The sequence below is a fragment of the uncultured Helicobacter sp. genome (genome assembly GCF_910577135.1).
GTDB lineage: Bacteria > Campylobacterota > Campylobacteria > Campylobacterales > Helicobacteraceae > Helicobacter_C > Helicobacter_C mastomyrinus.
In genome coordinates this window covers 1-25,725 of the sequence record NZ_CAJTLL010000015.1, presented here as the reverse complement: position 1 = coordinate 25,725, position 25,725 = coordinate 1, and the positions used below count along the sequence as shown (strand labels likewise).

The 25,725-nt window shown below is 39.1% G+C and carries 28 protein-coding genes and 2 pseudogenes; 18 read left to right on the top strand and 12 right to left on the bottom strand.

What is annotated here, in order from left to right:
• Window positions 1-40: 40 nt before the first annotated feature.
• Window positions 41-235 carry a hypothetical protein gene (locus QZ289_RS08150; protein ID WP_295701447.1) on the bottom strand — a complete coding sequence of 65 codons (195 nt, stop codon included), beginning with the start codon at window positions 233-235 and terminating at the stop codon, window positions 41-43.
• A 222-nt stretch (window positions 236-457) separates the two neighbouring features.
• Between QZ289_RS08150 and QZ289_RS08145 the strand changes: the two genes are divergently transcribed.
• From QZ289_RS08145 to QZ289_RS08115, 7 genes are all read left to right on the top strand, one after another.
• Window positions 458-2,614 (top strand): carbon starvation CstA family protein, encoded by a 2,157-nt coding sequence (locus tag QZ289_RS08145; RefSeq protein ID WP_295701444.1) that lies wholly within the window; start codon window positions 458-460, stop codon window positions 2,612-2,614.
• Window positions 2,615-2,838: 224 nt separating this feature from the next.
• Window positions 2,839-3,273, top strand: coding sequence for a flagellar basal body rod protein FlgB (gene flgB / locus QZ289_RS08140; RefSeq protein WP_295701441.1), 435 nt, complete (start codon window positions 2,839-2,841; stop codon window positions 3,271-3,273).
• A gap of 20 nt (window positions 3,274-3,293) precedes the next feature.
• Entirely contained in the window at window positions 3,294-3,785 is a 492-nt protein-coding gene (flgC, locus tag QZ289_RS08135) for a flagellar basal body rod protein FlgC (RefSeq protein WP_295701438.1), read from the top strand.
• A gap of 9 nt (window positions 3,786-3,794) precedes the next feature.
• Window positions 3,795-4,106, top strand: coding sequence for a flagellar hook-basal body complex protein FliE (gene fliE, locus QZ289_RS08130; RefSeq protein ID WP_295701435.1), 312 nt, complete (start codon window positions 3,795-3,797; stop codon window positions 4,104-4,106).
• Window positions 4,107-4,114: 8 nt separating this feature from the next.
• Entirely contained in the window at window positions 4,115-5,905 is a 1,791-nt protein-coding gene (locus QZ289_RS08125) for a penicillin-binding protein 2 (protein WP_295701432.1), read from the top strand.
• A complete protein-coding gene (locus QZ289_RS08120) occupies window positions 5,902-6,411 on the top strand; it encodes a Sua5/YciO/YrdC/YwlC family protein (RefSeq protein ID WP_363322684.1) in 510 nt (169 codons plus the stop codon). Before QZ289_RS08125 ends, QZ289_RS08120 begins: the two co-directional genes overlap by 4 nt.
• Window positions 6,411-6,656 carry an RNA-binding S4 domain-containing protein gene (locus QZ289_RS08115; protein ID WP_295701430.1) on the top strand — a complete coding sequence of 82 codons (246 nt, stop codon included), beginning with the start codon at window positions 6,411-6,413 and terminating at the stop codon, window positions 6,654-6,656. The genes QZ289_RS08120 and QZ289_RS08115 overlap by 1 nt, the downstream gene beginning before the upstream one ends.
• 7 nt (window positions 6,657-6,663) lie before the next feature.
• Here QZ289_RS08115 and QZ289_RS08110 read toward each other — a convergent pair whose 3' ends face one another.
• Genes QZ289_RS08110 through QZ289_RS08095 form a run of 4 tightly spaced genes read right to left on the bottom strand, consistent with a single transcriptional unit; the run spans window position 6,664 to window position 8,647 of the window.
• Window positions 6,664-7,125 (bottom strand): MerR family transcriptional regulator, encoded by a 462-nt coding sequence (locus QZ289_RS08110; RefSeq protein ID WP_295701427.1) that lies wholly within the window; start codon window positions 7,123-7,125, stop codon window positions 6,664-6,666.
• A gap of 11 nt (window positions 7,126-7,136) precedes the next feature.
• A complete protein-coding gene (locus tag QZ289_RS08105; protein ID WP_295701424.1) occupies window positions 7,137-7,706 on the bottom strand; it encodes an RDD family protein in 570 nt (189 codons plus the stop codon).
• A 5-nt stretch (window positions 7,707-7,711) separates the two neighbouring features.
• Entirely contained in the window at window positions 7,712-8,326 is a 615-nt protein-coding gene (pyrE, locus tag QZ289_RS08100; protein WP_295701421.1) for an orotate phosphoribosyltransferase, read from the bottom strand.
• 33 nt (window positions 8,327-8,359) lie between these two features.
• Entirely contained in the window at window positions 8,360-8,647 is a 288-nt protein-coding gene (locus QZ289_RS08095) for a hypothetical protein (protein ID WP_295701418.1), read from the bottom strand.
• Between the two features lie 131 nt (window positions 8,648-8,778).
• Between QZ289_RS08095 and QZ289_RS08090 the strand changes: the two genes are divergently transcribed.
• From QZ289_RS08090 to QZ289_RS08050, 9 genes and pseudogenes are all read left to right on the top strand, one after another.
• Window positions 8,779-9,279, top strand: a complete 501-nt coding sequence (locus QZ289_RS08090) for a DUF2147 domain-containing protein (RefSeq protein WP_295701416.1) — start codon at window positions 8,779-8,781, stop codon at window positions 9,277-9,279.
• Window positions 9,280-11,358: an ATP-dependent helicase gene (locus QZ289_RS08085; protein WP_295701413.1), complete on the top strand. Its 2,079-nt coding sequence runs from the start codon at window positions 9,280-9,282 to the stop codon at window positions 11,356-11,358.
• 33 nt (window positions 11,359-11,391) lie between these two features.
• Window positions 11,392-12,318, top strand: a complete 927-nt coding sequence (flgA, locus tag QZ289_RS08080) for a flagellar basal body P-ring formation chaperone FlgA (RefSeq protein ID WP_295701411.1) — start codon at window positions 11,392-11,394, stop codon at window positions 12,316-12,318.
• A gap of 71 nt (window positions 12,319-12,389) precedes the next feature.
• Complete coding sequence (locus tag QZ289_RS08075) at window positions 12,390-12,968, top strand: UbiX family flavin prenyltransferase (RefSeq protein ID WP_295701409.1); 579 nt, start codon at window positions 12,390-12,392, stop codon at window positions 12,966-12,968.
• Between the two features lie 21 nt (window positions 12,969-12,989).
• The gene (gene coaD, locus QZ289_RS08070) at window positions 12,990-13,481 is read left to right on the top strand and encodes a pantetheine-phosphate adenylyltransferase (protein ID WP_295701407.1); all 492 of its coding nucleotides are present in this window, start codon (window positions 12,990-12,992) and stop codon (window positions 13,479-13,481) included.
• Complete coding sequence (gene tmk / locus QZ289_RS08065) at window positions 13,481-14,083, top strand: dTMP kinase (RefSeq protein ID WP_295701404.1); 603 nt, start codon at window positions 13,481-13,483, stop codon at window positions 14,081-14,083. The genes coaD and tmk overlap by 1 nt, the downstream gene beginning before the upstream one ends.
• A gap of 190 nt (window positions 14,084-14,273) precedes the next feature.
• Window positions 14,274-14,744 (top strand): tRNA (cytidine(34)-2'-O)-methyltransferase, encoded by a 471-nt coding sequence (locus tag QZ289_RS08060; protein WP_295701402.1) that lies wholly within the window; start codon window positions 14,274-14,276, stop codon window positions 14,742-14,744.
• Between the two features lie 383 nt (window positions 14,745-15,127).
• Window positions 15,128-15,424, top strand: a pseudogene (locus tag QZ289_RS08055) (FkbM family methyltransferase); the annotation flags it as partial.
• A gap of 237 nt (window positions 15,425-15,661) precedes the next feature.
• Window positions 15,662-15,949: a hypothetical protein gene (locus QZ289_RS08050; protein WP_295701399.1), complete on the top strand. Its 288-nt coding sequence runs from the start codon at window positions 15,662-15,664 to the stop codon at window positions 15,947-15,949.
• Between the two features lie 149 nt (window positions 15,950-16,098).
• Here QZ289_RS08050 and QZ289_RS08045 read toward each other — a convergent pair whose 3' ends face one another.
• The 4 genes and pseudogenes from QZ289_RS08045 to QZ289_RS08030 all read right to left on the bottom strand — a co-directional run bounded on the left by QZ289_RS08045 (window position 16,099) and on the right by QZ289_RS08030 (window position 21,518).
• Window positions 16,099-18,336, bottom strand: a complete 2,238-nt coding sequence (locus QZ289_RS08045; protein ID WP_295701396.1) for a flagellar hook-basal body complex protein — start codon at window positions 18,334-18,336, stop codon at window positions 16,099-16,101.
• Between the two features lie 17 nt (window positions 18,337-18,353).
• Window positions 18,354-19,154, bottom strand: a pseudogene (gene flgD, locus QZ289_RS08040) (flagellar hook assembly protein FlgD); the annotation flags it as partial.
• A 14-nt stretch (window positions 19,155-19,168) separates the two neighbouring features.
• Window positions 19,169-20,428 (bottom strand): flagellar hook-length control protein FliK, encoded by a 1,260-nt coding sequence (locus tag QZ289_RS08035; RefSeq protein ID WP_295701395.1) that lies wholly within the window; start codon window positions 20,426-20,428, stop codon window positions 19,169-19,171.
• A 64-nt stretch (window positions 20,429-20,492) separates the two neighbouring features.
• Window positions 20,493-21,518 carry a hypothetical protein gene (locus QZ289_RS08030; RefSeq protein ID WP_295701392.1) on the bottom strand — a complete coding sequence of 342 codons (1,026 nt, stop codon included), beginning with the start codon at window positions 21,516-21,518 and terminating at the stop codon, window positions 20,493-20,495.
• Window positions 21,519-21,661: 143 nt separating this feature from the next.
• Between QZ289_RS08030 and QZ289_RS08025 the strand changes: the two genes are divergently transcribed.
• Together QZ289_RS08025 and QZ289_RS08020 are read left to right on the top strand one after the other, a co-directional pair.
• Complete coding sequence (locus QZ289_RS08025; protein WP_295701389.1) at window positions 21,662-22,498, top strand: MBL fold metallo-hydrolase; 837 nt, start codon at window positions 21,662-21,664, stop codon at window positions 22,496-22,498.
• A gap of 29 nt (window positions 22,499-22,527) precedes the next feature.
• Window positions 22,528-23,139: a phosphatase PAP2 family protein gene (locus QZ289_RS08020; protein WP_295701386.1), complete on the top strand. Its 612-nt coding sequence runs from the start codon at window positions 22,528-22,530 to the stop codon at window positions 23,137-23,139.
• Between the two features lies 1 nt (window position 23,140).
• Here the strand turns inward: QZ289_RS08020 and QZ289_RS08015 are convergent, their stop codons facing one another.
• The 3 genes from QZ289_RS08015 to QZ289_RS08005 form a co-directional block, all read right to left on the bottom strand.
• Window positions 23,141-23,821, bottom strand: coding sequence for a C39 family peptidase (locus tag QZ289_RS08015; RefSeq protein WP_295701384.1), 681 nt, complete (start codon window positions 23,819-23,821; stop codon window positions 23,141-23,143).
• On the bottom strand, window positions 23,821-24,552 hold the full coding sequence (locus tag QZ289_RS08010; protein ID WP_295701382.1) for a hypothetical protein: 732 nt from the start codon (window positions 24,550-24,552) through the stop codon (window positions 23,821-23,823). The genes QZ289_RS08015 and QZ289_RS08010 overlap by 1 nt, the downstream gene beginning before the upstream one ends.
• Window positions 24,553-24,729: 177 nt before the next feature.
• Entirely contained in the window at window positions 24,730-25,050 is a 321-nt protein-coding gene (locus QZ289_RS08005) for a hypothetical protein (RefSeq protein WP_295701380.1), read from the bottom strand.
• Between the last annotated feature and the right edge of the window lie 675 nt (window positions 25,051-25,725).

Here is a 25,725-nt window from a genome sequence, read left to right as displayed (position 1 = left end):
CTGCTCGTAGAATACTTAAAACTATAACTGCCAGCATTGCCTATTGAGCCAAATGTGCAGTATTGATTTCCACATCTTGAAGTGAGTATATCCGTTCTATGTTCCCCATTTTGCAAAACAATAGAATCTGGAAGCCTTGCCGTGTAGTTTTATGCCATAGTATAGGTGCAGAAAAAACCATAGAGTGTAAAGAATACAAAAATTCTATTAATGTAATGAGTGCAAAATTTTGCATAATTTTTATCCTTTTATACATTATATAAATTATGTTATCTTAATCTAAAACTAATGTGAGCAAGCTTGAAAATAAGAAAACTCAAGTAGGATGATAGAATTGTATGAGATTGATGTTACTAATCTACTCTTAAATAAATAAAAACAAAGTTAAGGTTTTATTAAATAATAGGCTTTAAGTTTGAAATATTTAAACTTAAGGCATCTAAATTAAAGGAGAGCTATGAATAAAATTGTGAGTATAGGAATATGGGCGCTTGTGGCACTTGTCGGTGCGTGGTGCTTTGGGGTGTTAGCCATTCATACAGGCGAGAGTATTTCAGCCGTGTGGATTGTGGTAGCTGCGGTATGTATTTATGCGATAGCTTATCGTTTTTACTCAAAGTATATCGCATATAAGGTATTAGGGCTTGATGATAATCGCGCCACACCTGCAGTAGTCAATAATGATGGACGCGATTTTGTGCCAACAAATAAAATCGTGCTTTTTGGACATCATTTTGCGGCTATTGCAGGGGCTGGACCACTTGTAGGACCAATCCTAGCAGCGCAAATGGGCTATTTGCCTAGTATGATTTGGATTGTTGTGGGCGTGGTGATTGCTGGAGCAGTGCATGATTTCACGGTGCTTTTTATTTCTATGCGTAGAAATGGAAAGTCTCTAGGCGAGATTATTAAGCTTGAGCTTGGCAAGGGCGTGGGAAGTATAGCGATGATAGGAATTTTAGGCATTATGATGCTTATCATTGCTATTTTGGCGCTTGTGGTGGTCAATGCTTTGGCTGAATCTCCTTGGGGGTTTTTCACTATTGCGATGACTATTCCAATTGCGATTTATATGGGGCTTCATATGCGTTTTATTCGTCCGGGTAAAATCGGCGAGGCGAGCATTATTGGCTTTGTGCTTTTACTTTTGGCTCTCTACTATGGACGTCACGTAGCAGAAAATGAAACTCTTGCAAGCATTTTTACATTCTCACCTATTACGCTTACCTATGTGATGATTATATATGGATTTGTTGCGGCGATTTTGCCTGTGTGGTTCTTACTCGCACCTCGTGATTATCTCAGCACATTTTTAAAAATCGGTGTGATTGTGCTAATGGCAGGGGGAATCTTGATAGTGCAGCCAGATGTACGATTTGAGAGTGTTACAAAATTTATAGATGGCACAGGACCGGTATTTAGCGGACAGCTATTTCCGTTCTTGTTTATTACTATTGCTTGTGGGGCGATTAGCGGATTCCACGCGTTGATTTCAAGTGGGACAACGCCCAAAATGCTAGAGAAAGAATCCCACGCGCGAATGGTGGGCTATGGCGCTATGCTTATGGAATCTGCAGTAGCGGTAATGGCGCTTATCGCGGCGGTGATTCTCACTCCGGGTTTGTATTTTTCTATCAATGTCGCTCCTGCTGGGCTTGGCACAGCTGGGATTAAAGATGTGGCAGAAGCTGCAGCTATCGCCGCACAGACAATTAGCTCTTGGGGCTTTACCATTAGTCCTCAAGACATCTTAGATATGGCAAAAGACATAGGTGAAAATAGCATTTTGAGTAAAACCGGTGGTGCACCGACATTTGCGATTGGCTTAGCTACTATTATCTCTCAAGTGCCACTTTTTAATCAGGGCTCTATAGCATTTTGGTATCACTTCGCTATTTTGTTTGAGGCACTTTTCATTTTAACAGCTGTTGATGCGGGGACAAGAGCAGGGCGATTTATGGTGCAAGATGTGTTAGGCAATGTGTATAAGCCTATTGGTAATATCCATTCTATGTTTTGGGGCGTAGTAGCGACACTTATTTGTGTGGCTGGTTGGGGATATATCCTCTATCAAGGCGTTACTGACCCACAAGGTGGCGTGAAATCGCTTTGGACACTCTTTGGCGTATCTAATCAAATGCTTGCAGGTATGGCATTGCTCACCGTTATTACTGTGCTTTTCAAAATGGGTAAAGGTAAACTCGCGTGGGTAGCTATCCTCCCTGCGGTGTGGGTACTTACTAGCACATTGTATGCAGGAGCATTAAAACTCCTTCCTGCAAATGGCGAGAAAGTGCACGATGCGGTAAGCCATATAGCCCTATGGCAAAACAATAGCGCAAAGGCTGCAGCTAAGACACAAGAGGCAGCAGCAGCTACTGACCCTGATGTGATAGCAACTCTCACAGCTGAAGCGGCGAAATTCTCTACTATTGCTACGAACAACCTTATCAATGCCTTGCTTTGCGCATTGTTTATGCTTGTTACTTGTCTGGTTCTTATACAATGTGTGAGAATCTGCATTCGTTCTGCGAATGGAAAAAATAACATTCCTTTTGCAGAATCTCCTTATCGTAAAGCAAGTGAATTTAATGGTGTGATAAGCACACACTAATGCTCCTTCCTGCAGTGCTTTAGCATTGCAGGATTTATTCTTAAAATACATAAACCAAGACAAAATTAAGAATTTTACATACTTTTTAAGTATAAAGATTTGCCAATAAAGTATCATCAAGGGCTATGTGGGCAATGATGCATAAAGCTTCTGATTGTTAAAGAGTTATTTTGGAATATATTTTGCTTTACTTTGAGAGATTATCTTAAATTAAAAGGTAAAATATGGCTATTGCAGATATTTCAAAGGTTTATCCTGTTGTCTATAAAGCACTTGATTATCGTTCAATCCGTCAGGATATGATTGCTTCAAATATTGCAAATGTCGATACGCCTTTTTATCGTCCTAAAGATGTGAATTTCGAGCAGTATTTGGCTAGAGAGAATAAAAAAATCTTTGGCAGTGGCGAGAGAAGCTATAAGCTTGAACTAGCTAAAACCTCAAAAGAGCATCTTGATAGCAGACGTATAAAGCCAGATAGCGCTACAATGTTTTGGCGTGATGGGCATTTAGCAAAAAATGATGGCAATAGTGTGGATTTAGATGTGGAAACAAGTGAAATGGGTAAAAATAGCACGATGTATCAAGCCCTTACAAGTGCATTAAAACGGCATAAAGGTATATTTAGTTATGCCATAGATTCAGGTAGAAATATCTAAATTAATGAAGGAGCAGGTTAATGTTTTTATCAAGCTTTGATATTAGTGGTTATGGACTTTCAGCCCAAAGGGTGCGTGTTAATGTCATTTCATCAAATATTGCCAATGCTAATACCACGCGCACAGATGAGGGTGGTCCTTATCGCAGGAGAGAAGTGTTGTTTCAAGCATTTGATTTTAATAAAGTTTTAAATGAAAAATTGGGAAAAAATAACCACCAACTTAAATATGAAGATCCATTGCACGAGGGTGATTTGGGAAAAGAACCAAAACCTGCTATAATGAGCGTTTATATCCGTAAAATCGTGCGCGATGATAGGGAGCCATTAATGAAATATGACCCAAGCCACCCAGATGCAAACGCTGAAGGTTATGTCGCTTATCCTAATGTTAATCCCGTTGTCGAAATGGCCGATTTAATAGAAGCAACTCGAGCATATCAAGCAAATGTCGCTGCATTTCAAAGTGCAAAGAATATGGCGAGTAATGCAATTACAATGTTCCAAGCATAGGAGAGGTAAATGGCTAATCAATTCGGTGTGATTACAAATGATATTCAACACATTGGAGTAGAAAAGAAGAATATTGAGAGCGCAAAAAGTAAGCAAGATGGGCTTGATTTTATCAATACATTGAAAAATTCTATACAAGATGTGAATGCAGAGCAGCAAACTTCAGAAAAAGCACTTGCGGATATGGCAAGCGGACAAGTTAAAGATTTGCATCAAGCAGCGATTGCGATTAATCGTGCTGAAAATAGTATGAAGGTTATGCTTGAGGTAAGAAATAAAGCCCTTAACGCCTACAAAGAAATTCAAAGAACCCAAATCTAAGGGTATTTGTGGCATATTATGCAAAAAAGACAGGGGTTGTTATCTCTGTCTTTTTCCTCATTGTTTTATGTTTCATCGTTTTTCTTAGTATTGTCTATGTCAAAATGGTAACCCCCCGCAAACTCCCTACTATTAATGCTACAAGAAGCGATACTTCTATACGTGGCAGTCTCTATACAAGCGATGGCTTTGAGGTCGCATATAGCAATAAGCTCTACAAAGCAAGTGTGAACACCCAAAGCATTGATCCAGATAAAAAAGAGCTTTTTATCACGCTTTTTTCCATATATAGCGGTATTCCTCAAAATGAAATACGCAAAAAACTTAGTCAAAATGGTTATGTGGTGCTTTCTTATACGCTTAATTCCACTGTGGCAACTAATCTTAAGAATCTCAATCTTATTCTTATCCGTTATGATGTGTTTCGCGAGTATGAAGATAAGAGGGGGAGGATTATCCAAAAAATGGGGCTTAGCATCGAGGTAAGTGGAAATAATAGAATCTATGCTTATCAAAATATCCTTGAGCCACTCATTGGCTACACACGCAAAACAGAACACCACAATATCACACGTGTCGATGGCGTTAAGGGCGTAGAAAAATATTATAACGATATACTTTCTGCCAAACAAGATGGACGCCTTACAGGCAAGCGCGACATAGGTTTTAACATTATTGCCAATAAAGCAGCAGCTATACAAACTCGCCAAGATGGATTTGATGTAACGCTCAGCATTCCTCTAAGCTTACAGCGAAAAATTGAACTTGAACTCGATGAGGCAAAGAAACGTTATAAAGTGCGTGAAATCATTGCGGGCATTATGGATTCTAAAACAGGTAAGTTTCTTGCATTGGCTACTTCAAATCGTTTTGACCCAAAGCATATTCAGCAAAAGGATTATCCGCATTTGAATCTTAATGCGATTGAATACTCCTATGAGCCGGGCAGCACGATTAAGCCTATTATCTATGCGATTTTATTGCAAAAAGGTATGGTAAATCCTAGTGATGTAATCGAGCTTGATAATGGCTACTACAAGCTTAAAAGCTACACGATACGCGATACCCACCCGCTTAAAAGCGGAAGTGTGGAGGATATTATTGTGCGCTCCAGCAATATTGGTATGGTGAAAATTTCTAAAGATTTAAAGCCTAATGAATACTACACTGCTCTCCATGCCTTTGGCTTTGGGGAGCTTAGCGGGATTGATTTACCCTATGAAAAAACAGGCTTAGTCCCCAGCCCTAAAACCTTTCAAAATGAAGTATATCGCGCAAGTGTGAGCTATGGTTATGGTATGAGGGCGACTTTTATGCAGCTTATGCGCTCATATGCGATTTTTAGCAATGGCGGCTATCTCATCACACCTCGCATAAGTGAATATGTAACTGCCCCTAGTGGCGAAAAATATGTCCCTAAACGTTTTGAGCCTATTGCTATTCTCTCACCGCAAACCACCGCTCAAGTGCATCACACACTTATTCAAGTCGTTAAAAGAGTGATTAAAATCGCACAAGTAGATGGCGTTATCACAGGCGGTAAAACAGGCACAGCACGAATTGCCCTCAATGGCAGATATGATAGCAAGTATAATGGCTCATTCTTTGGATTCGCACAAGATGATAATAATGCCTACACAATAGGCGTTGTGGCTTTTGAATCCGATATAAAAGATGACTATTATGGCTCACGCACAGCTGCACCTATCTTTAGACGCATTGTAGAAATTTTGCTCGATGATGGCTACCTTAAGCCTATGCAGCCTCAAGCTGAAGCCCAACAAGCAGAGCAAGAATGAAGCCTATGCCATCACAGATACAAAGTGCTTACATTCCCTTTATCTCGCCCTTTATTGCCAATGATTCTACCCCCAATCTTGTCTATCTTGCGCAATGCGATACGACTGCGGGGTTATTAAGCGCGAATGCGGAGATTCTAAATCGTCTCAAAGGGCGACCTAAAGGGCAAAATGTGCTTTTGCAAGTAGATTCTTTACAAACATTAAAAACCCTCACAAGAATCCCCGCCATACATAAAAATCGCATTCGCAAGGCTAGGCTTTCTACTTTTATATATCCTAACAAAAAGGCTATAAGGCTTGTTAATAAAGGACTTCATACGCAGTTTTTTACTTCCTTTAAAATACTTTATTCTACTTCGGCAAATCCAACAGGAGAGCCTTTTAATCAGCAATGGGCGGAGGCAAAATGCGATGTGATTGTGTTTGATAGAAGAAGTTTAAGACAAGGTGAGGCATCAAAAATTTACAAAATTAATCGTTGCGCAATCCAAAGGAGGCGATAATGCGTATTGATAAATTTCTTAGCAGTGTGAATATTCTCAAGCGGCGCAGTATCGCGCAAGATATGTGTGAAAATGGTGTGGTAAGTATAAATGATGTAATCGCCAAATCAAGCAAGGAAGTGCGCGTGGGCGATATTATCAAACTCCATTATTTAGAATATACAAAAACCTACCAAGTTCTTGCCCTCCCGCAGACAAAAAGCACTCCCAAATCCCAAAGTAGTGCATATTTTAAGGAAATGTGATAGAATCTCATTGCTTATTTGAAGCCATAGGCATAATTTTTGTGCATTTTGCTTTAAAATCTTTGATGTTTCGATAGTCTTTGCTTAGCGGATTAGCGCTATCTTTTTTAGCGGCAATGAGTTCATTGTAGTAATCAATTTTGTATTCAAGCTTTGAGAGAATCTTTTTAAGATTTTTGATTTCTTTGATTGTAGTTGTCTTTTGGGTTTTGATAATCTCTAGTCTTTGCTCTAGTGTTTCTGTGCCTAAGGAACAAAGATGAATATATTCTTTAAAATGAGCGATACTCATACCAATCGTGCGATAGCAGTCTATCCACGCTACCCATTCTAAATCTTTTTGACTAAAATATCGCACTCCGTTCTTGTCTTTTTCAATAAATGGAAAAAGACCCTTATCGCACCAAAATCGTAATTTGCGCGATGGCACACCGGTGAGTTTTTCTACCTCTATAATCGTATAAGCCATAGCTACCTCCTTTATGTTTGTTTTGTAGGAATGATTTGCGTGCGGCATAGCAGATCGTGCAGACATCTCCCATCTGTGCGGAAGATTCCAACAAGTATGCCAAAAAGAAAGCTTGTGCCAATCACCCATAGCACATAGCGGATAAATGCCCTTATAAAGCTTACTTTTGTAAGATTTTCTTGTATAGAATCTGCTTTATTGTCATTTTGCTGTGATAAAGTATGAGAATCTTGTGTTTTAAGATAACACACAAGCTTAAGATTCATATAGCGATAACCGGGCGTTTGTGCGCTAAGAGTAAAGAAAAGTGAAGTGATGATACCATAGCATATACCACAGGTAAGTATGGCTATTTGATTATGTGTGAAATCCTCCTTGCCATCTAAAAATACATAAGTAGTAAGATACAATAAAGGCATATTAATCATAAACATATCCGTGATAAATGCCTTTATACGTTCACTTGCATACATTAGCCGCAGTTGATTTTTGAGGCTAAAGGTTTTCATATCCACCCACGCACTATAAGCAGTGGGCTTTGGGGTAGATTTGAGCTTACGCCAGCGTTTGTGTGTCGCCATAGATTCTAATTCCCCCTACTACCGGGCTTAATCGCCTTTTGTGCACCCTCTTTGCATAATGGGCAGTTGTGTGGCTCATACATATTAAACACAAAATCCGCTAGGGCAAAGAGTGGCACATCTGAAGGAAGTCTCGCCTCTTTTTTACGTTCTAAACTTGAGCCTACACGTTTGCAGAATCCACGATTAGCCAATCCTGCATAAGCCACTACTTTCGCCCCTTCAAATTCTACGCACTGGGCAGATTCTAAGGCAGAACCTCCGGTGGTGATAATATCCTCACATACTAGCACCCTTTCACTTTGTGTTACTCCAAAGCCTCTCCTTAGCTGCATTTGCCCCTCTACACGCTCAGTAAAGATAAATCTCACACCCAAAGCCCTAGCGAGTTCATATCCAGCAAGAATCCCCCCAATAGCAGGAGAACATACACAATCTATTGCAATCCCGGATTCTTTGATTTGCGTAGCAAGGGCTTTGGCTAATTGCTCTGCTACAAGGGGATTTTCAAGCACACGCGCGGATTGCAGGTAATGGTCGGAGTGATTACCACTGCTTAAGAGAAAATGCCCTTTAAGCAGGGCGTTGGCATTCACATAATATTGTTTAACATCAAGCATAGAATCTCCTTTGGTTTTTAGAGTTTAAAATCTTTAAAATCGTATTTCTATTCCCATCATATTGTTTATATCAAGTGAAGGTGTATAAATAGTCCCAATATCTGTGAGCATAGATAAATCCTCAAGTGGCACTTCGGTTTTTTTAACCTTAATGCCATTGACTTCATAGAGCAAATCTTGCCATATTTTTGTTACATCTTCTAACACTTCTATGGGGTCTTTATCGTATGGGAAATCTTGCGTGGGGATTTTTTGCATTCCATAACTAGAAGTGCTACATATAAGCCACATCATAATTGTGATGTGAAGTTTATCTTTCATTGTATCCCCTTGTTTATAGTATTGCTTGCGCTTAAAAATAGTGTTATTCTAATATAATTTTGTTATACTTGCAAAAAGATGAGAGTAAGCTACTTTTAAGAGCCAATTTTATTTTAGAGAAAGGAGCAGATATGAGGATTATAAAACTATTATTATTTTGTGGCTTATGTGTAGCCTTTAGCGCGGAGCTAGAGGGATATTATATGACGCATAAAGGTGAAAAGGGACAGCAATCTATTGTTGAGTTTTTTAAAAAAGATGGCAAATACTATGCCTATGGCTTTGCCAATGTCGATGGTAGCCCACCTAAAAAAGATGTGAACAATGAGAATCCAGCCCTAAGAAACCGCTTTGATAAGGGCAGTATATTTGTATATAATCTCGTGCGTGATGGCTCAAGTGATACATATAAAAATGGCAAGGTGTATAACTTTGATGCGGGGAAAACATACTATGCTAAAATCACACTTAAAGGTGATACGTTAGAGTTACGTGGGAGCATTGATAAATCAGGTGTTATGGGAGAGACAAAAATATGGAAAAAATTAAGCGATGAGGAGGTAAAGCCCTATCTCTCGCAAAAGCCTGATTTTTCTGTCGTGGAAAATAGCCTTAAGGATATTCAACCCTAAATGGCTGCTCCTTCGCCCTCTGCGCTACAACAAGCCCTTTTAGCGCTCAACCCCGCACAGCAAGAAGCAGCAAAGCATATCGATGGTGCATTGCTCATTCTTGCAGGGGCAGGGAGTGGGAAGACAAAGACGATTACAACGCGTTTAGCCTATCTAGTCGATGAAGTGGGAATCCCCCCGCATAGCACACTTACCCTTACTTTTACCAATAAAGCCGCAGAGGAGATGAGAGAGAGGGCGCTCTCACTTTTAGATACTACCCTTAATGCCCCGCCGCTTTTATGCACGTTTCATAAATTTGGCTTAATCTTTTTACGATTCCATATCACCACACTTGAGCGGGCGGCAAATTTTGTCGTGCTCGATTCAGCAGATAAGCGCTCCATACTCAAATCGCTTTGCAATACGTTACCTCCTGCTATTTGCGATACGTATATTTCCACGATGAAAAATAGCTTTCTTTCCCCAGAGGAGGCAAGTACCTTTGCTCATAGTGCGGAGGATAAGAAGCTTCAAAGAGTGTATGATGAGTATGAGCGGTATTTGGCAGGAAAAAATCTGCTTGATTTTGATGATTTGCTCTATCTTACTTATAAGATTTTAGACAAAAGACAGGATATTGCCCAGCAGATGAGCCAAAAGTATCAATATGTTATGGTTGATGAGTATCAAGATACCAATGAATTGCAATGCAAAATTCTAAAAAGCCTTTGTGTGAGCCATCAGAATCTCTGTGTTGTGGGCGATGATGACCAAAGTATTTATGGGTGGCGTGGGGCAGATGTGCGTAATATTTTGCGATTTCCGCAAATGTTTGATGAAGTCAAGGTGATTAAGCTAGAAGAGAACTACCGCTCATATGAGCCAATCCTTGAGATTGCTAATAACCTCATATCGCGCAATACTGAGCGTTTGGGTAAGAATCTAAAGAGTATAAGAGGGGCAGGAGAGGCTGTGCGCCTCGTAGAGAGTGAGGATGAGAATAGCGAGGCGATGTTTTTAGCTAAAGATATAGAGAGGCTTTTAGCACTAGGGGCAAATTTGAGTGAGATAGCTATTTTGTTTCGTTTGAATGCCCTCTCACGTGGAGTAGAGGAGGGCTTAAATCGTGCTCAAATCCGATATAGAATCATTGGGGCTATGCGTTTTTACGAACGTGTAGAGATTAAGGCACTATTAAGCTATTTGCGTTTGATTGTAAATCTTGATGATGATTTTTCATTTTTAAATATTATTAATAACCCCAAACGTGGCATTGGTAAGGTGAGGCAAACGCATTTAGAGAATCTTGCCATCTCTAAAGGGCTTTCCTGCATTGCTACATTGATAGCCTATCCTAAGGAGTGCTTGGAGATTCTAGGCAAAGCCCCTTATAGCGCACTTATGGATTTAGTAGGCAAATTACAGCAATGGCAGAAATGTGGAAGTTTTGAAAATGTGATTACAGAAATGGAGGAATATCTCATTTTTACATTCAGCAAGTTTGATGAGGTCGATAGAGAGGGAAATATAGCGGAATTTTATGGCAAATGCCGCGATTATGCTATTTGCAATCCTAATAGCCATATTGAAGATTTTTTAAATGATTTAGCCCTTGCTAGTCCTAGTGATGAGGTTGTAGGCGATGCTGTGAGCTGTATGAGCATACATACCGCAAAGGGTTTGGAATTTAAATATGTCTATGTGATTGGCTTAGAAGATGGATTTTTCCCAATGCAAAGAGACGAGGAGAGTTTGCAAGAGGAGCGGAGGCTAGGCTATGTAGCTTTCACACGGGCAAAAGATGTGCTAACACTCTGCTATGCAAAAAGCAGATTCTATAAGGGTAAAAGAGAGTGGCTTAAGCCCTCATATTTTTTGAAAGAAAGCGGAATGCTTGGAAACACACTCTTGAGGCAAAAGGACATTACATCGACACAAAGTGAGTTCCATAAAGGTATGAAAGTCTCTCATAAACTCTTTGGCGTAGGTGTGATAGAATCTATTCAAGCACAGGGAGCGCAATATAGGCTAAAAATCAATTTTGGCGGATTGCAGCGGGAAATTATCAGTTCATTTGTGCAGCCCTTAGAGGAATAAAGGCTGGAAGCATATAAGGTAAGAGAGGAAAAAATGGCAAGATTATATAAAATATTCGTAGTTTTATGCTTATGTGTCTATGCACTCAATGGTGTAGATAATGTAACAATTCCTGATTCTAAACTGCATTTGAAAAAAGCCTATCAGGTAAATAAAAGCGATATATATTCCACAGATATGTTTCCTATGATGGATAGGAGGTTTAAGGTCGCCACTTTGCCACCGGATAAATTCACCCTCACGCTTAAAAGTGTGGATATAAAGCTCATTTTCGCGCGATATGGCTATGAGATTATCTCTTTTGAAAGCGATTATGTGGAGTTTCAATACGTCACTGATATGCGCGAGAATAATGTTAAAGAATTTATAGAAAAAATGTATATCCAGCATTATGGTAATAGGATTCATATTGAGAATCTACTTGTGCGTCCTCTAAATAATGTGCCTAGTGATTATGAGCTAATCCAATATGAATTGCCAGAATCTGCATTAAAAAAGCATAATGGCACTTTAGCGATGAAGTACCGCACACCGCCTAATGCACAGATGAAAAAACTTACCTTTATTTATATGATTAAAGGCACACTTGATGTATTTAAAAGCACACAGAATATCCCTGTGAGTGAGATTATAAGCACAAGCAATACACGGATAGAATCTGTGCCTTTTGAACGATTGGGCACAGAATATATGAGCGCAAATGAGCTTAATAATAGCAGTGCAAAGAGCTATATCCGGGTGAATACTATCATTACAAAAGATAAGATTAAGCCACGTGTGATTGTGAAAAAGGGCGATAAAATCCACGTGGTAGGCTATGAGAATGGCATAAGTATGGAAGTGGTGCTAGAGGCACGACAAAATGCTGTGTATAATGACATTATTAACGCAAAAAATCCTAGCAGTGGGAAGATTTTACGCGTGAGGGTTACTGATGAGGGCAGGGGTGAATTATTGTAAAAAATATGTGCTATGATTGAATGGTTTTGATAATATGAGCATTAATATAAGTATTGTAACAAGGAAAGGCTATGAGTGAGATAAAAAAGCTTGTGGTCGCCATAGGTGGTGCAAGTGGAGTGCATTTAGGCTTAAGATTGATTGAATATATCCCTCATTCCATAGAGCTATTTGTAGTGATGAGCGAGGGTGCTAAAGATGTGGCAAATAGTGAGCTTGATATGGATATAGAAGTATGCCTTGATGCCTTAAGGCAAAAGAACCATTTTAGAATCTATGATGAAGATGAGCTAGATAGTGGCATTGCTTCTGGGAGCTTTGGTATCAACGCAATGGCAATCGTGCCTACAAGTATGAATCTGTTAGCAAAAATTGCTAATGGGCTATGCGATGATTTGATTTCGCGCTGTGCGAGTGTGATGTTAAAGGAGCGGCGGACTTTGCTTCTAGCTCCGCGTGAAATGCCTCTAAGCCCCATTGCCTTAGAGCAAATGAGTAAGCTATCTACGCTTGGTGTGATTATCGCACCTCCTAGTGTGGGATATTATGCTAAGCCTAAGGATTTAGAATCTATGGAGCGATTTTTTGTCGGTAAGTGGCTTGATGCGCTAAAGATTCCAAATGAGATTTATATGCGTTGGAAATGTTAAGAAACACAAAAAGGGAAAGAAATGAGAAAGCTAGCTATTTATCCGGGGACTTTTGATCCCGTAACCAATGGGCATTTAGATATTATTAAACGTTCCATTGAAATCTTTGATAATGTCATTGTCGCCGTAGCTGCCTCATCGGCTAAGAATCCGCTCTTTTCACTTAATGAACGCATAGCCATTCTTAAAAAAAGCACACAGAATCTTTCTAATGTATGTGTGGAGGGCTTTAGTAATCTTCTTGCAGAGTTTGCAAAGCAAAAGGGCGCGAGAGTTATCATAAGAGGGCTACGCGCGGTAAGTGATTTTGAATATGAATTGCAAATGGGCTATGCCAATGCCTCGCTCAGTGATGAGCTAGAAACCATTTATTTTATGCCTACGTTACAAAATGCGTTTATTAGCTCCTCTGTCGTGCGCTCAATCATCACGCATAATGGGAGGTTTGCGCATCTTGTGCCACATAATGTAGCAGATGTAATCCTCTCACTTTACACACAAAAGGCTAAGTAATGTATGTAGCGCTTGAGGGCATAGACACTTGCGGCAAAAGCACACAAATAACACTTCTAAAATCGCATTATCCTGATGCGATTTTCACTAAAGAGCCCGGTGGCAGTGTACTAGGAGAGGCAATACGTGAGCTTGTGCTGTTTACTCCGCAAAAGGCAGGATTCGCACTCGATAAATATGCTGAGGCATTTTTGTTTCTCGCTGATAGGGCACAGCATTACACACAAGTTTTATCCCCCAATATGGATAAGCTTATAATCACCGATAGGAGCGTTATTTCAGGTATTGCGTATGCAAAGGATATTGATATAGAACAAAGCATAGAGCTTAATAGATATGCACTGCGTGGGTGCTTCCCTGATTTAGTGGTGATTTTAGAGCTTGATAGGGTGCAGCTGCAGGAGCGATTAGCACAAAAGGCTCACGATAGCATTGAAAGCAGGGGCATAGAATATATGCTTGAGATTCAAAACCGCCTTGTTTGTGTAGTTAAGCAGATAGGGTTAGAGCATATTGTCATTAACGCAAACAAGCCTAGAGAGGAGATTTGCACGGAGATTAAGACATATATTGATAGAATCTTTATGGATTCTCAAAAATAATGTAAAAATTAAAGAACAGATTTAGAGCAAAGGAGCTTTTGTGTCATTGTGGGGAGCATAGCATTCGCACGAAGCAATCCATACTTACAAAATCTCGTGAGGAAAATCATAGGAGCAATAAATTTAAAGCACGATAAAATGGTGAATTGCAAATAAAGAAATTTTAATCGCATTGCTTAAAGGATAGATAATGAGTAGCTTTCATATTGTGCTTGTTGAGCCGCAGATTCCGCAAAATACAGGTAATATCGGGCGTTTGTGTGTGGCGACAGATTCTGTATTGCATTTGATTTATCCGCTTGGCTTTAGCACAGCTCAAAGGGAGCTTAAACGCGCGGGGCTTGATTATTGGCAGCATTTGCAAGTCTATGAATGGCATAATCTTGGCGCATTTTGGAATGAATATCCCCCTAGCGATAGGCACTTTTTCTTTAGCACAAAGGCGAAGATGGACTATTATCAAGCTCGGCTATCTCAAGGGGGATTCTTGTATTTTGGCAGGGAGGATAAGGGGCTAGATGAAAGCCTTTTGAGCACTTATGTCGCGCAAACATATAAATTGCCTATGGTTAGGGGTGTGCGGAGTATCAATCTCGCTACAAGCGTTGGTGCGGCACTCTATGAGGGTGTGCGACAAGCACAAATATACAAGCAATGGTAGTTTTTACAATAGTTTTGATAAAATCGCGCTATATTTTTTTGCTTCATAGATAAGTAAAAGGGGCTGTTATACTAATTTTCAACTAGGATAAAAGAGAGACGAATGAGAAATCGTTTGTTTTCTTTGGGTATTGGCTCTAGCGCGGGAGTGAGGGGAGAGAAGGTAGTGTAAGCTCTTGTAGCTTTGCCTTATTTTGCACAATGTATTTTCGATATAGGCGCAAATGTAGGCAAATATCTCACATCTTACGTGATTTCATCCCCCCCCCCAGCTAGAATCTAACAATATACTATCTTGTTTTTGCTTTAAGTCTTCAAAATTTACTTTTGAGGAAGTTTCGCTACTGCTTCGCGCTTTAAAGATAGAGAGCATATCGACTTGAAGCATATTGTGCGCAAAAGGGTATATCGTATATTCATCTATGCAAACTTGATGTTGAAGGACACGAGCTAGATGTGCTAAATGGCGCAAAAAGCCTTTTTGTAAGGGTAGATACTGATAGACTAACCTTTGAGTTTGGCGGCTGCAATATCAATATGCGGACATTTTCCCAAGATTTTTGGTGTTTTCTCAAAGCTTATGATTACAGCATTTTAGCAAGGTTGAAGTGTATCTGGGGGTGGCTTCTTATAAAAACCAAAGGGCAAAGAGTGATGATACACGGGATTCTTCGCCTATAATACGTAATATATATAATGGGCTGCCCCCACACGCAATATGCAAAGAACATTATGCAAATCATTACAAACATATAAATCTCAAGCAATTAAAAAAAGCATATCTTATCCCCCCCCCAAGCTTACTTGAGTGGCTATTTTTAAAATCCTCTGTATTTTTGCTACTTTGCAAGATTCTAAAAAATGACTAGATAAAACAAATGTGGCTAAACGTATAAAAATAGTCCCTATGATGCTTTTGTGTATTTGCGCTTAGGTGATTATCTCGTATCTCAAAATCACTATGTTGTCAAATTTGGCAAGTCCTATTATAAAAATGCTTTTAAGATACTTAAACGCTATGTGCCACAGGTGCGTTTGTTAATTTTTAGTAATGATATTACTTATTGCAAGGCACATTTTGTTTTAGAATCTGGTGCAGAGCCATATTTTATTGCTATGCAGGGCTTGGAATTTAAGTTTGTAGAGGGAAATGATGAGGGTGAGCATAGGATTTTGTCTTTATGCGATTATGCAAACACAGCATAGGAGCAAACTCTCCATTAAGCTGGTGGGTGGCATATCTATGTGAGAATCTACAAGAAACATTATGCCAAATAGAATATTTATAACGCAAGAGAGCGCGATTTTTCCTACACAAAGGGATTTACACTAATCACTTGGATGTTTATAACGCCTTAACGTTTGAGATTCAAAGCCTCTTTGACTAAGTCATCACCTGTGGTAAAGGCTTTTGCGTTCATAGAATAGCCCCTTTGCATAACGATTAATTCCGTCAAGGCATTTCCCACATCGACATTACTTGTTTCTAAATGTTTATATAGCACAGAGCCAAATTTTAGCTTTAAGCCCTCCCAGCCTAAAATCGGGCGTCCACTTATTGTATGAGAATCTCCATTGACAACCATCTCCGTCATTTCAAAGAGGTTTCCACCTACTTTTTTTAAACCTTGATCATTCACAAATGCAGCAATCCCCACTCGCCCCATAGGTTCATACGCACCATTATCAAAAGCTAGGAAGATAATGCCATCTTTATCAATTCTCACATCTCTTAAATGCCCTTCACTTCGCCCATCTTGGTCCTTATCGATAATTTCGGAATTTCTATATACAAAATTTGAACTCGGTTTATCTTGTGTCCCGGCGATATTATACATCACTTTCTTATCGCCAAAGGCTAGTTCTACTGGCTCGGCTTGAGGTTTGCCTTCACTATCAAATGTAATGCTGTGTGTTACATAATCAGGGCTTATCATAATTTCACCCTGTTGGTCAAAGATTGCCGAGCGCACTTCCCACTGCTCACCTGTGGGCGGAGAGGCTAGAGGATTCCCAGAAGATGTCATAAAGTAGCGACTTTGGATTAAAAATTTTTTACCACTTTCATCATAAATCTCAACATTAGTTTGGTAGCTTGGCATTTGTATAAATTCACTATGGAAGCTATCCCCGTGAATCTCCTGCCAACCGATTTTATCAAGTTTAGGGTCGCTACTGCCACTATCAATAAGTTTGCGATAAAGTCTGCCCTCATAGCTTACAATATCACCAACAGCATAAGTTGTGCCTTGCTCATATACAGGGGGGAGGGCAGTAGCCATATCACCTAACTCTTCCCAATTCCCCTCGCTTATAGGATTATTACCTGCTTGATTTGTGCGGCGGTAGATTTTGCCCTCATAAGATACCACATCGCCCTCTAAATAAGTCGCATTATCCGTCCATACATTAAGTCCGCTTGAATCAAGTATCTTCCAATTTTCCTTATCCATAAATGGGTCTTCACTCTTGCCTAGCTCTCCTGTGTGGAGGAATACTACGCCTTTGTGCTGCACAATCGCATTTGGTTCATAGGCTTTATTAGCATTGAAATTCGCCCCCACACCGCTACTAAAATAATCATTTTTGCCTTTGAATCCAAGCTTTTCAAAGAGGCTTCCGCCAATTTCAAGATTCAGATTCTTATAGGAATTATTCCGTAGCGCTAAGCTTACTTTTTCACCCACTTTACCATCAAGGTCTTTACCCACCTCTAAGTCCAATCCTGCCTTATCCTGCAAGAGCTTTTTGAGGTCGTTTAAAGTGCGAAATTCTAAGGCTTCTTCGCCACCTTGCCCGTATTTAAAGGTGATAACTTCTTTTTTGCCATCTTTATCGAGTGTGAGACGTACTTCATTATAGCTAGAGGCATTGAGTGGTGTTTCATCAGTAGCAAAGGCATTAATATCCATATTCATAAAACGTTCTTCATCAAAGCTACCATCGGGTTTTTTAAAGAATGCACTGACAGATATAGCATTTTCATTTTTATTAAGATTGGTGCTTAAATCTACTTTTGTTGTAAGCACGGGGTGATAATATAGATTCTGTGGGATTTGTAAGGGTTTAAGCGCACCTGTGGCAAGTCCGGCAAAGTCTATCTCCTCATCTTTGTTTGATGTGTAAATACCATTTTCAATTTTGCCTAAATCCACGCCATACATATAATATCCGCTTGTATTGACAATGTAGCCCTCGCCATCACGCAAGAATGAGCCATCGCGTGTGAAGTAGTTTTTTTGCTTTTTTTCATAGCTATCTTCTTTGATTTCAAATGAACCTTCTTTTTGCTCTCCTACGATAAACCACCCTTTACCTTCATAAGCGACATTAAATTCCCCATCACTTGCTTTATAATTGCCACTACGTGTGGAAATGGCATTGCTTGATTTAGTCGCACCATAATTCATATCATTATTGATAGGTGAATCGGCATTGAGTGTATCAAATTGATTAGCAAAGAGGCTTTCAAATTGCGGGATATTCTCTCTATAGCCAATAGTATTAACATTGGCAATGTTATTTGAGACAGAATCTAGCCCAAATTGATGCGTTTTGATGCCGCTATATGCGTTAAGCAACGTGCTATTCATAGCCCGTGGTCCTTATTGTAAAATTCAATCGCGCTATCAAGCGGCAAAATCATATCGCCCATTCTTAGCATAGGAGAGCCTTTATCGAAGATAATGCTTTGCACCTCTCCTCGACCTACACGTGCGGTATGGTATTGCTTAGTGTTGTCATCAAGGTTATATTCCGCACGTATATTATAAGTGCCATCATCTACTTGCCTGCCTTGATCATCTAAGCCATTCCATTGAAATTCTAAATATCCATTTTGGTTGGCTCTATCTTTGAGGGAAATGCTTTTTACCATTTCATTATTGCTATTAAAAATATAAATGGTAGGTTCGCCTTTGTTTGGATCAATTTTTTGGTCAAAATAGATAGAAAATTTCACTGCATTACCTTTTTGCACATTCACGCCAAATACATCAGTTTCAGCGACTTTACCAATCATAGAAACGGTGTTGAGGGCATTAAGCTGCGCGGTAAGGACATTAGATTTTGCATTTTCTTGCATACCTGTATTAAGCGCTTCAAGGGATTCTTTCATTTGCTCTTGGAATTCTTTTAGCTCTTTGTTTGTCTCCTGTGTGCTTTTCATCGCTTCAGCGACTTCTATCATTGTCTTTTTATTCTGCTCTTGCATTTCTACTTGCGTGAGTTGAGCGGTTTGCGTGATGATTTTATCTGTTTCCATAGGAGCTGTGGGGTCTTGATTTTTTAGCTGCTCTAGGAAAAGTCGCATAAAAGCGTCATTATCAAGCTCATTAATGTTGCGCACCTTTTCCTTTTCTTTAGCTATCTTTGCCGCACTGCCTGTTACTTCGGCTAAATCAATTGCCATTATATACTCCTACTTTACGCATATTTGGGAAGTGTGATGTGCATTACATTTACCTCGCCATTTTGTGAATCCTCTAAGCTATTTTTGTTCCCTTTTTCAGTGTTTGCATTGTCTTGAGAAGTATTTTGCCCATTTTCTCTCCCTCCATTGCCACTGCCATTTTCATTAGTGCTAAAGCTCAAATCCACATTGTTAAAGCCCACTTGTGTGAGGTTATTTCTAAAATCTACTTGATTTTGTAGGAATAATCCCATCGCGGTGGCATTAGACACCACTTGGACGTGCAAATCTTTGCCTTTTTTGGTAATGGTAAGCTCTAAAGTCCCTAAATTTCGAGGATTAAGCTCCATAGAGAGTTTTGTAAGAGGCGGCTTATAGTTGGCAATCTTCTCACGCAAGGTTTGCGCGAAAGTTCTTATATTTTCTTTAGCCATAGCGGAACGATAGAGAATCTGCGAACGGCTACTCTCTTTTGTCTGGTTTATCTCTGTGCTTTGCTTAGATAGTGAGGTTTTTTGTGATTTTTCCTCTTTTGCCTCTTGAGAAGATTCTTTAATCTTTTCTTTGCTCTTTTTCTCTCCTGCAATAAGAGTTTCTACACTCTTTTGGCTTTGCTCCTCTTCTTGCATATATTGCGCGAAGCTCTCTTCAAAACTCACGTGCCCTTCCTCTGTTTGAGGCTGTTTGATTTGGCTTTGTGCTTCATTAGATTTTAGCACTTTGTGCTGTTTTCTTTCATCTCTGCGCCCATCTTTGCTGTTTTTATCCTGGGTAGATTCTAGAGCAGCTAGACTTTCTGTCAATACATTTGTGTTTTTTGCATTTTGTGCTTGTGTTTGTGGCATTTGTGGTTTAGCCATTTGTTTGGCAGTATTTTCTGGCAATGGCGTATAAGCCTCTTCATTTATTACTTCATCATCTTTTGCAGGTATGACTTCTACTATCTTAGATTCTGTATTCTGCTGCGTTTTGGTTAGATTTGGCATTTCTTGAGCTATGTTTTCCCCTCCATTTGCAATAGATTTTGCCTGCTTTGGCGATTCTTTTGTTGTCTTTTTTGCTTTTTGAGGCTCTTTGGTCTCTAGGAGTATCTCTTCTTTATTAGCATTAGGCTTTGAGGCTTTTGCCTTTTTTGATGATTTTTTTGCCTTTGTTTTTGGCTCATTTGTTGGCATTGCTTCTTCTATGGACGCTGTTTCCTTTGGTGAAGATTTAGGCATTTCTTCATCAGGCAAAGATAGAGCTTGCTTTTCTGTGACTACACTTTTTTCCATAGATATGGTGCTTGTAGTTTTGATAGTCAATGCCTTTGAAAGCAGGCTTTCTGTTGTGTCTTCATCAGCTAAGCGGGGGTCTGTCCTTTAAGGAAGATGCGCCGCTATTTTCATTATCGAGCTTTTTAGTTGGATACTCATTTGAGATTTTGCTCGTAATGTTCTTAGGCTTTTTTACGCCTCGCTGCACAATGGCGATTCTATCGACATTATTTTCATATTCATAAGTGATAGTTTCTTTAGCAGAAGATGGAATATTCTTTATCTTTGGGGCAGCCGGAGTGGCATTTTGAACAGGAGTTTGCTCCTCTTCTGTTTGCAGTTTTAATTCACTTGGATTAAGCCCTTTGGCTTTGGCTAGTCTTTCTACATCAGCTAATGTTTTGCCCTCATTGCTAGGTTTTTGTGGGGTGGGCATAGAAGTTAGCCCTTTTAGAGTGTCTTGAGTATTCGCCCCTGTTGCCTTGGGTTGCAAGGGGGAATTTAGGCTTGTTTGATGAGAAGTTTTTTTATTTTCTTTATTATCCACTCTGCTTGTATTTTGAGATTCGTTTTTAACTTCTTGAGGCATTCCATTCTGCCCTAATTGCGCCATTGCTAAGGTGTCTGTCTCTGCTTTGTGATTTGTTGCTTTTTTTGTACTTTTGTCTATCGCTTTTGTACTTGAAGGTGTGCTTAGAGCCTCGATAAGAGGATTAGATTCTGTATTTTTTACTTCCTTTGATGTTTTTGCAATTTTTTCTTGCAAACCTATTTTTGATACCTCTCCTGTATCATCTTTGAAATCAAAAGGTGCAAGAGATGTAGTTGCCTTTGTATGAGGGGTTTTATTTGGGCTAAGGGTAGCACCTTTGGAATCTAAAGGTGCTCCTTGTGTATTTTGTTTTGCCGTATTTGTATTCTTGCTTGTTTTTGTATCTTTAAGAGGATTAGCTTTTGCTTGTGTTTCTTGCCCCTCTTTAGTGGCTTTAGCAAACATATCTTGAAATTTATTTTCTAGCTTGCTGATTTCTGCTGATGGGAAATGTGAGCGTTTTTGTGTAATAGAATCTGGTTTATTGGCAACGATATTTTGCATAGCATCTAACATAAATAACTCCTTCATTGAAATATATCTTAACAGATAAGCAAAATATATTCCTAAAATAACAATTATGTTTTTATTTAATGAGTTTATGGTGTTTTTAGATTTTTCAGGTATGATTTTTATATCTAAATCATTGGGGGTAGCAAATGTTAAAATTATTCTCTTTTATCATTGGATTGTGTGCATTTATTACTTGTGAGGCTGCACAAAAGGCAAATATATATCACCAAAAGATTGCAAATAGCGATATTTACATTATTTCGTTGCAGGAAAAAGATATGAATAAGGATATTTTGCTCCCGCAAAACGAGAAAGAAAAGCAGCTTATACAGGAAGCAAAAGTGCAGCCAAATCAGCATAATGTCGTGCTGATTAAGAATCCGCAATTTATCGCATTGGTAGATTCTGGATTCCCACATACGCAAGACATACTTAAAGCTTCTTTAGCTTCACTGGGTGTTTCATATAAGGATATTAATTATCTTATCATCTCACACGCACACGGCGACCATATCGGTGGGATTTTGAATGAGAGAGGGGAAAATAACTTCCCCAATGCGACACTGCTTATTGATGAAAAGGAGTTTGCATATTGGCAAAAGCAGGATAATCAACGCACAAAAGATTCTCTTAATATTTTTACAAAAAAAGCATTTTTTAACCATAAGAAAGCCATTTTGTCTAACACATTAGAAATCCTCGCAGTCCCTGCTTATGGACATACTCCCGGGCATAATTTTATACTTATGCGCCCAAGTGATAAAAAGGCGCAACAAGATATGGCTCAAAGTCTCGTATTCTGGGCAGATATGCTGCATATTTATGATATTCAAAGTCAAAATCCGCAAATCTCAGCTGTTTATGATGTGAATCCTACACTTGCAGCACAGGTTAGGGCGAAATTTTTAAAGCAGTTTAAGAGTGAAAAAATACCTGTGGTGGGAGCACATACACCATTTACAAAGCCTGTTGTTCTCGAATAATACACTCTCATTCCTTTTAAAATAAAGGAGTGGTCTTGAAACATAAAGTGATATTGCTTATGTTGTGTATGCTGCTAAGGCAGGGCTTTGGTAGTGAAAAGGGAGCGTTTGAAATATATGGTGATGTAATGCAGATTCTGCCTTTAGCAATGATGGCATATAGCTATGCTATCGATGATATGCAGGGCGTGAAAGAGCAAACCTTGGGTGCTGGGGTAACATTACTTAGCACACATATTATTAAGCAAGGATTTATTCTCCTTGCAGATTCATATCCATCATCTGCTAGAATCTCCCAACGTCCCAATAATGGGAGTTTTGATGGATTTCCCTCTGGGCATACTTCTTGGACTTTTAGCGCGGTGGGATTTTCCTTCAAGCGCTATGGCTGGAAGTTTGGGCTTCCCACAGCGCTTATTGCTACATCTGTGGGCATAAGTAGAATCTACGCTCAAAGACACACGACTATGCAAGTCATAGCCGGGGCGATTTTAGGTTTTGGCGTCTCTTATCTCTTTGCTTCAAAATATGATGTTGCCCCTCCGCCTGTAAGTGTGTGGATAGATAGAGCGGGGGATAATACATTAAGGCTATCATATAGCTTACAAAAAGACGTTTTAAGGGTATTGTTAGAATCTTAGGCTAACGCAACTTTTGCTTGATAAGTTCATAGGTGAGGGTAGAGGGGATTTGATGGAAAAATTCCACGTTTATGGGGGTATCACTCTGTGCGAGGAGGATAGCTAGAATCTTGCCCGGGTGGGTTAAATCCGCTCTTTGATAAAACATTTCTTGGAATTTGGCAAGTTTGACTTTAATATTCCCAAAGCTAGGATCTGCGAGATAGACAAATTGAGAATCTATACCCTTATATACGCTAAAATGCTCCATATCGCGCACATTGACATAGATAATCACAGGGATTTTGAGCTGAGAGAGGGAGGGCAAGTCTAGGGCTAATCCTGTGGCTTTAAATCCTTTTTCTTGGGCAAATGCCGCTAGGTCTGCAAATGAAAATCCTATGCCATCTCTTAGGGCTTGATTATCCTGTAGGGCTTCTTTTTGCGTAGTATCAATGCCTTTTAGGGTAAGCAAAGAGTCTAAAATATCTTTCTCACTTATGTTGTATTGATAATAATAAGTAAGGATTGTTGAGGGGGAGGCGCTTCCACAGCTATAATCGTATTGTTGTTTGGTGAGATTGCTATCACGTAGGGCTATCCAAGAGGTAGCGGGGCTTTGCGTGGAGATAAATTCATTCTGCATATACACATCAGCAACGCAAATGTGTGATAGAAGTCCTATAAATAGCCACAAGCGCATTAGATTCTATATGAAAAGGAGAGATTTATGGCGTTGCTTGAGTATGAAAGCGTATTAAAGGTTTCCACATCGGTAAAGACAATGAACCTATTTTTGATTTCATACGCCACGCCAAAGACATATCCTACCGATGAAGCCGCATATGAGATAGTGCTGCTATTGAGCTTATCTCTGCTTTGATATTGATACTTTACACCCGCATTAAGCGATACATAGGGATTGATAGCAAAATATATCATAGGAGATAGGATAAACACATCGCCATTATGAATATTCCTATCCTCGAAGCTTTTAGGGAGATTGAATCTATATTGTGCCTGAAGTAAAAACACGATGGGGTCAATGGTATAAAAGCTTAGGGCAAAGAGGGAATAGCCCTTGCCATATTGTAGGGATTTTTGTGTGCGGGAGAAATATACTTGCTCGATTATATCAGCGTTACCACCAATGAATAGGGCAGGGGCTTTCCCCTCCTTTTTTGCTTCAATTAAAAAGCCAAGATTCATAGTGCTAAAATCCCCATTGCTTTGCGTGGAGAATGTGCCATTAGCACTTTGTGTGTGGCTCTGCTGCCAGAAGCCATAAATAGTGCTAAAGAGTTCTACCCTGCTATGGATTCCATAACGGGCATTGAATGAAAGGGTAAGGTAGTCTTGATTAGTATGCTGATAGCCTATAAAGGGGATATTGATAAATGTGCTATCGGGCATTTGGACAGGGACAGACTGCATGGAGGTGTCCTTGCGTAAGAGATTTATGTATGAAAATGAGCCAATAAGCTTAAATTGTCTCTTTGGTGTGAAGATTTCATCAACACTCACAGGTTTGCTATAGAGTATAAAAGGCAAACACAGGCATAAAATGATTGTATTTATCGCTTTTTTTTGTCATATCCCCTCCGCTGATAGTTAGTATTTTGTTGGGTGGTATGGTGGGTGTGTGCTTGTAAGGCATTTTTTACAGAGAGCGAAAAGCAAACTTGTTAAACCCTCTCCCTCTGTCGCCTTCATCTCTTCTTGTGAGAGAATCACAGCATTGACATTATTCGAAGCAAAGAGTGCTTCCATATCTGCTTGTGAAAGCTTACTTGCTTCACTTACATTATTTACATTTTGAGGTAATGTATTACCCTTAACTCCACTTACTCCAGCTCCTAAACAAAAATTTGCTCCCAAAACAGAGCAAACAACAAAAACAGCTAATGTCTTTTTTATTAAGACTCCTTTCAAAAGTAAAATTTTTGTTCCCCTCCTTTAAGTGTTTAAGCAACCAAACCTTATCAAGTAGGAACAATTACTATCATATAAGATTTATCTTATATGAAACTGAAAGATTTTTTATCTCAATTTTTTGTATTACAAAATGTTACAGGTATAAATAATGGTAGGAAGTGGATTTCATCCACTCACTTTGTTTATATTCTTACTTTATTCTTTATGGGGACTTTTTGCTTATTGTAGAATAAGCATATACAATAAATTTTTTATTTAGATGATATGCTTTGCTTCTTGAAGGTTTTAGTAAAGCCTTATCCTTCCTCCATTCATTCATAAGCTTTAGCTTCTTCCCTCTTACAGAGAGCAAACTAGAAGTATTACGCAAATTAATGAAGCTATCTCTCATTTAGAATCTCTAACCCACATAGCTTTAAAATAAGCAAGTAACAATAAAGAAAGCGATACTATAAAAAAGAATCATTCTTTTTTGTTTTAATCTCTATGTATAGCTTAAGAAGATTCTATCTCTCTATCAGTAAGATAAAGAGTTAAATACCATAGATAGATAACTCAATAATAGATAAAACAAACAATAACTCTAAATAGAGAGACAAATAAACAAAACAAACAAATAGATAAATAGGAGATAGTAGATAGATAGGATAATTAAGGTAGATAAAGAGATAA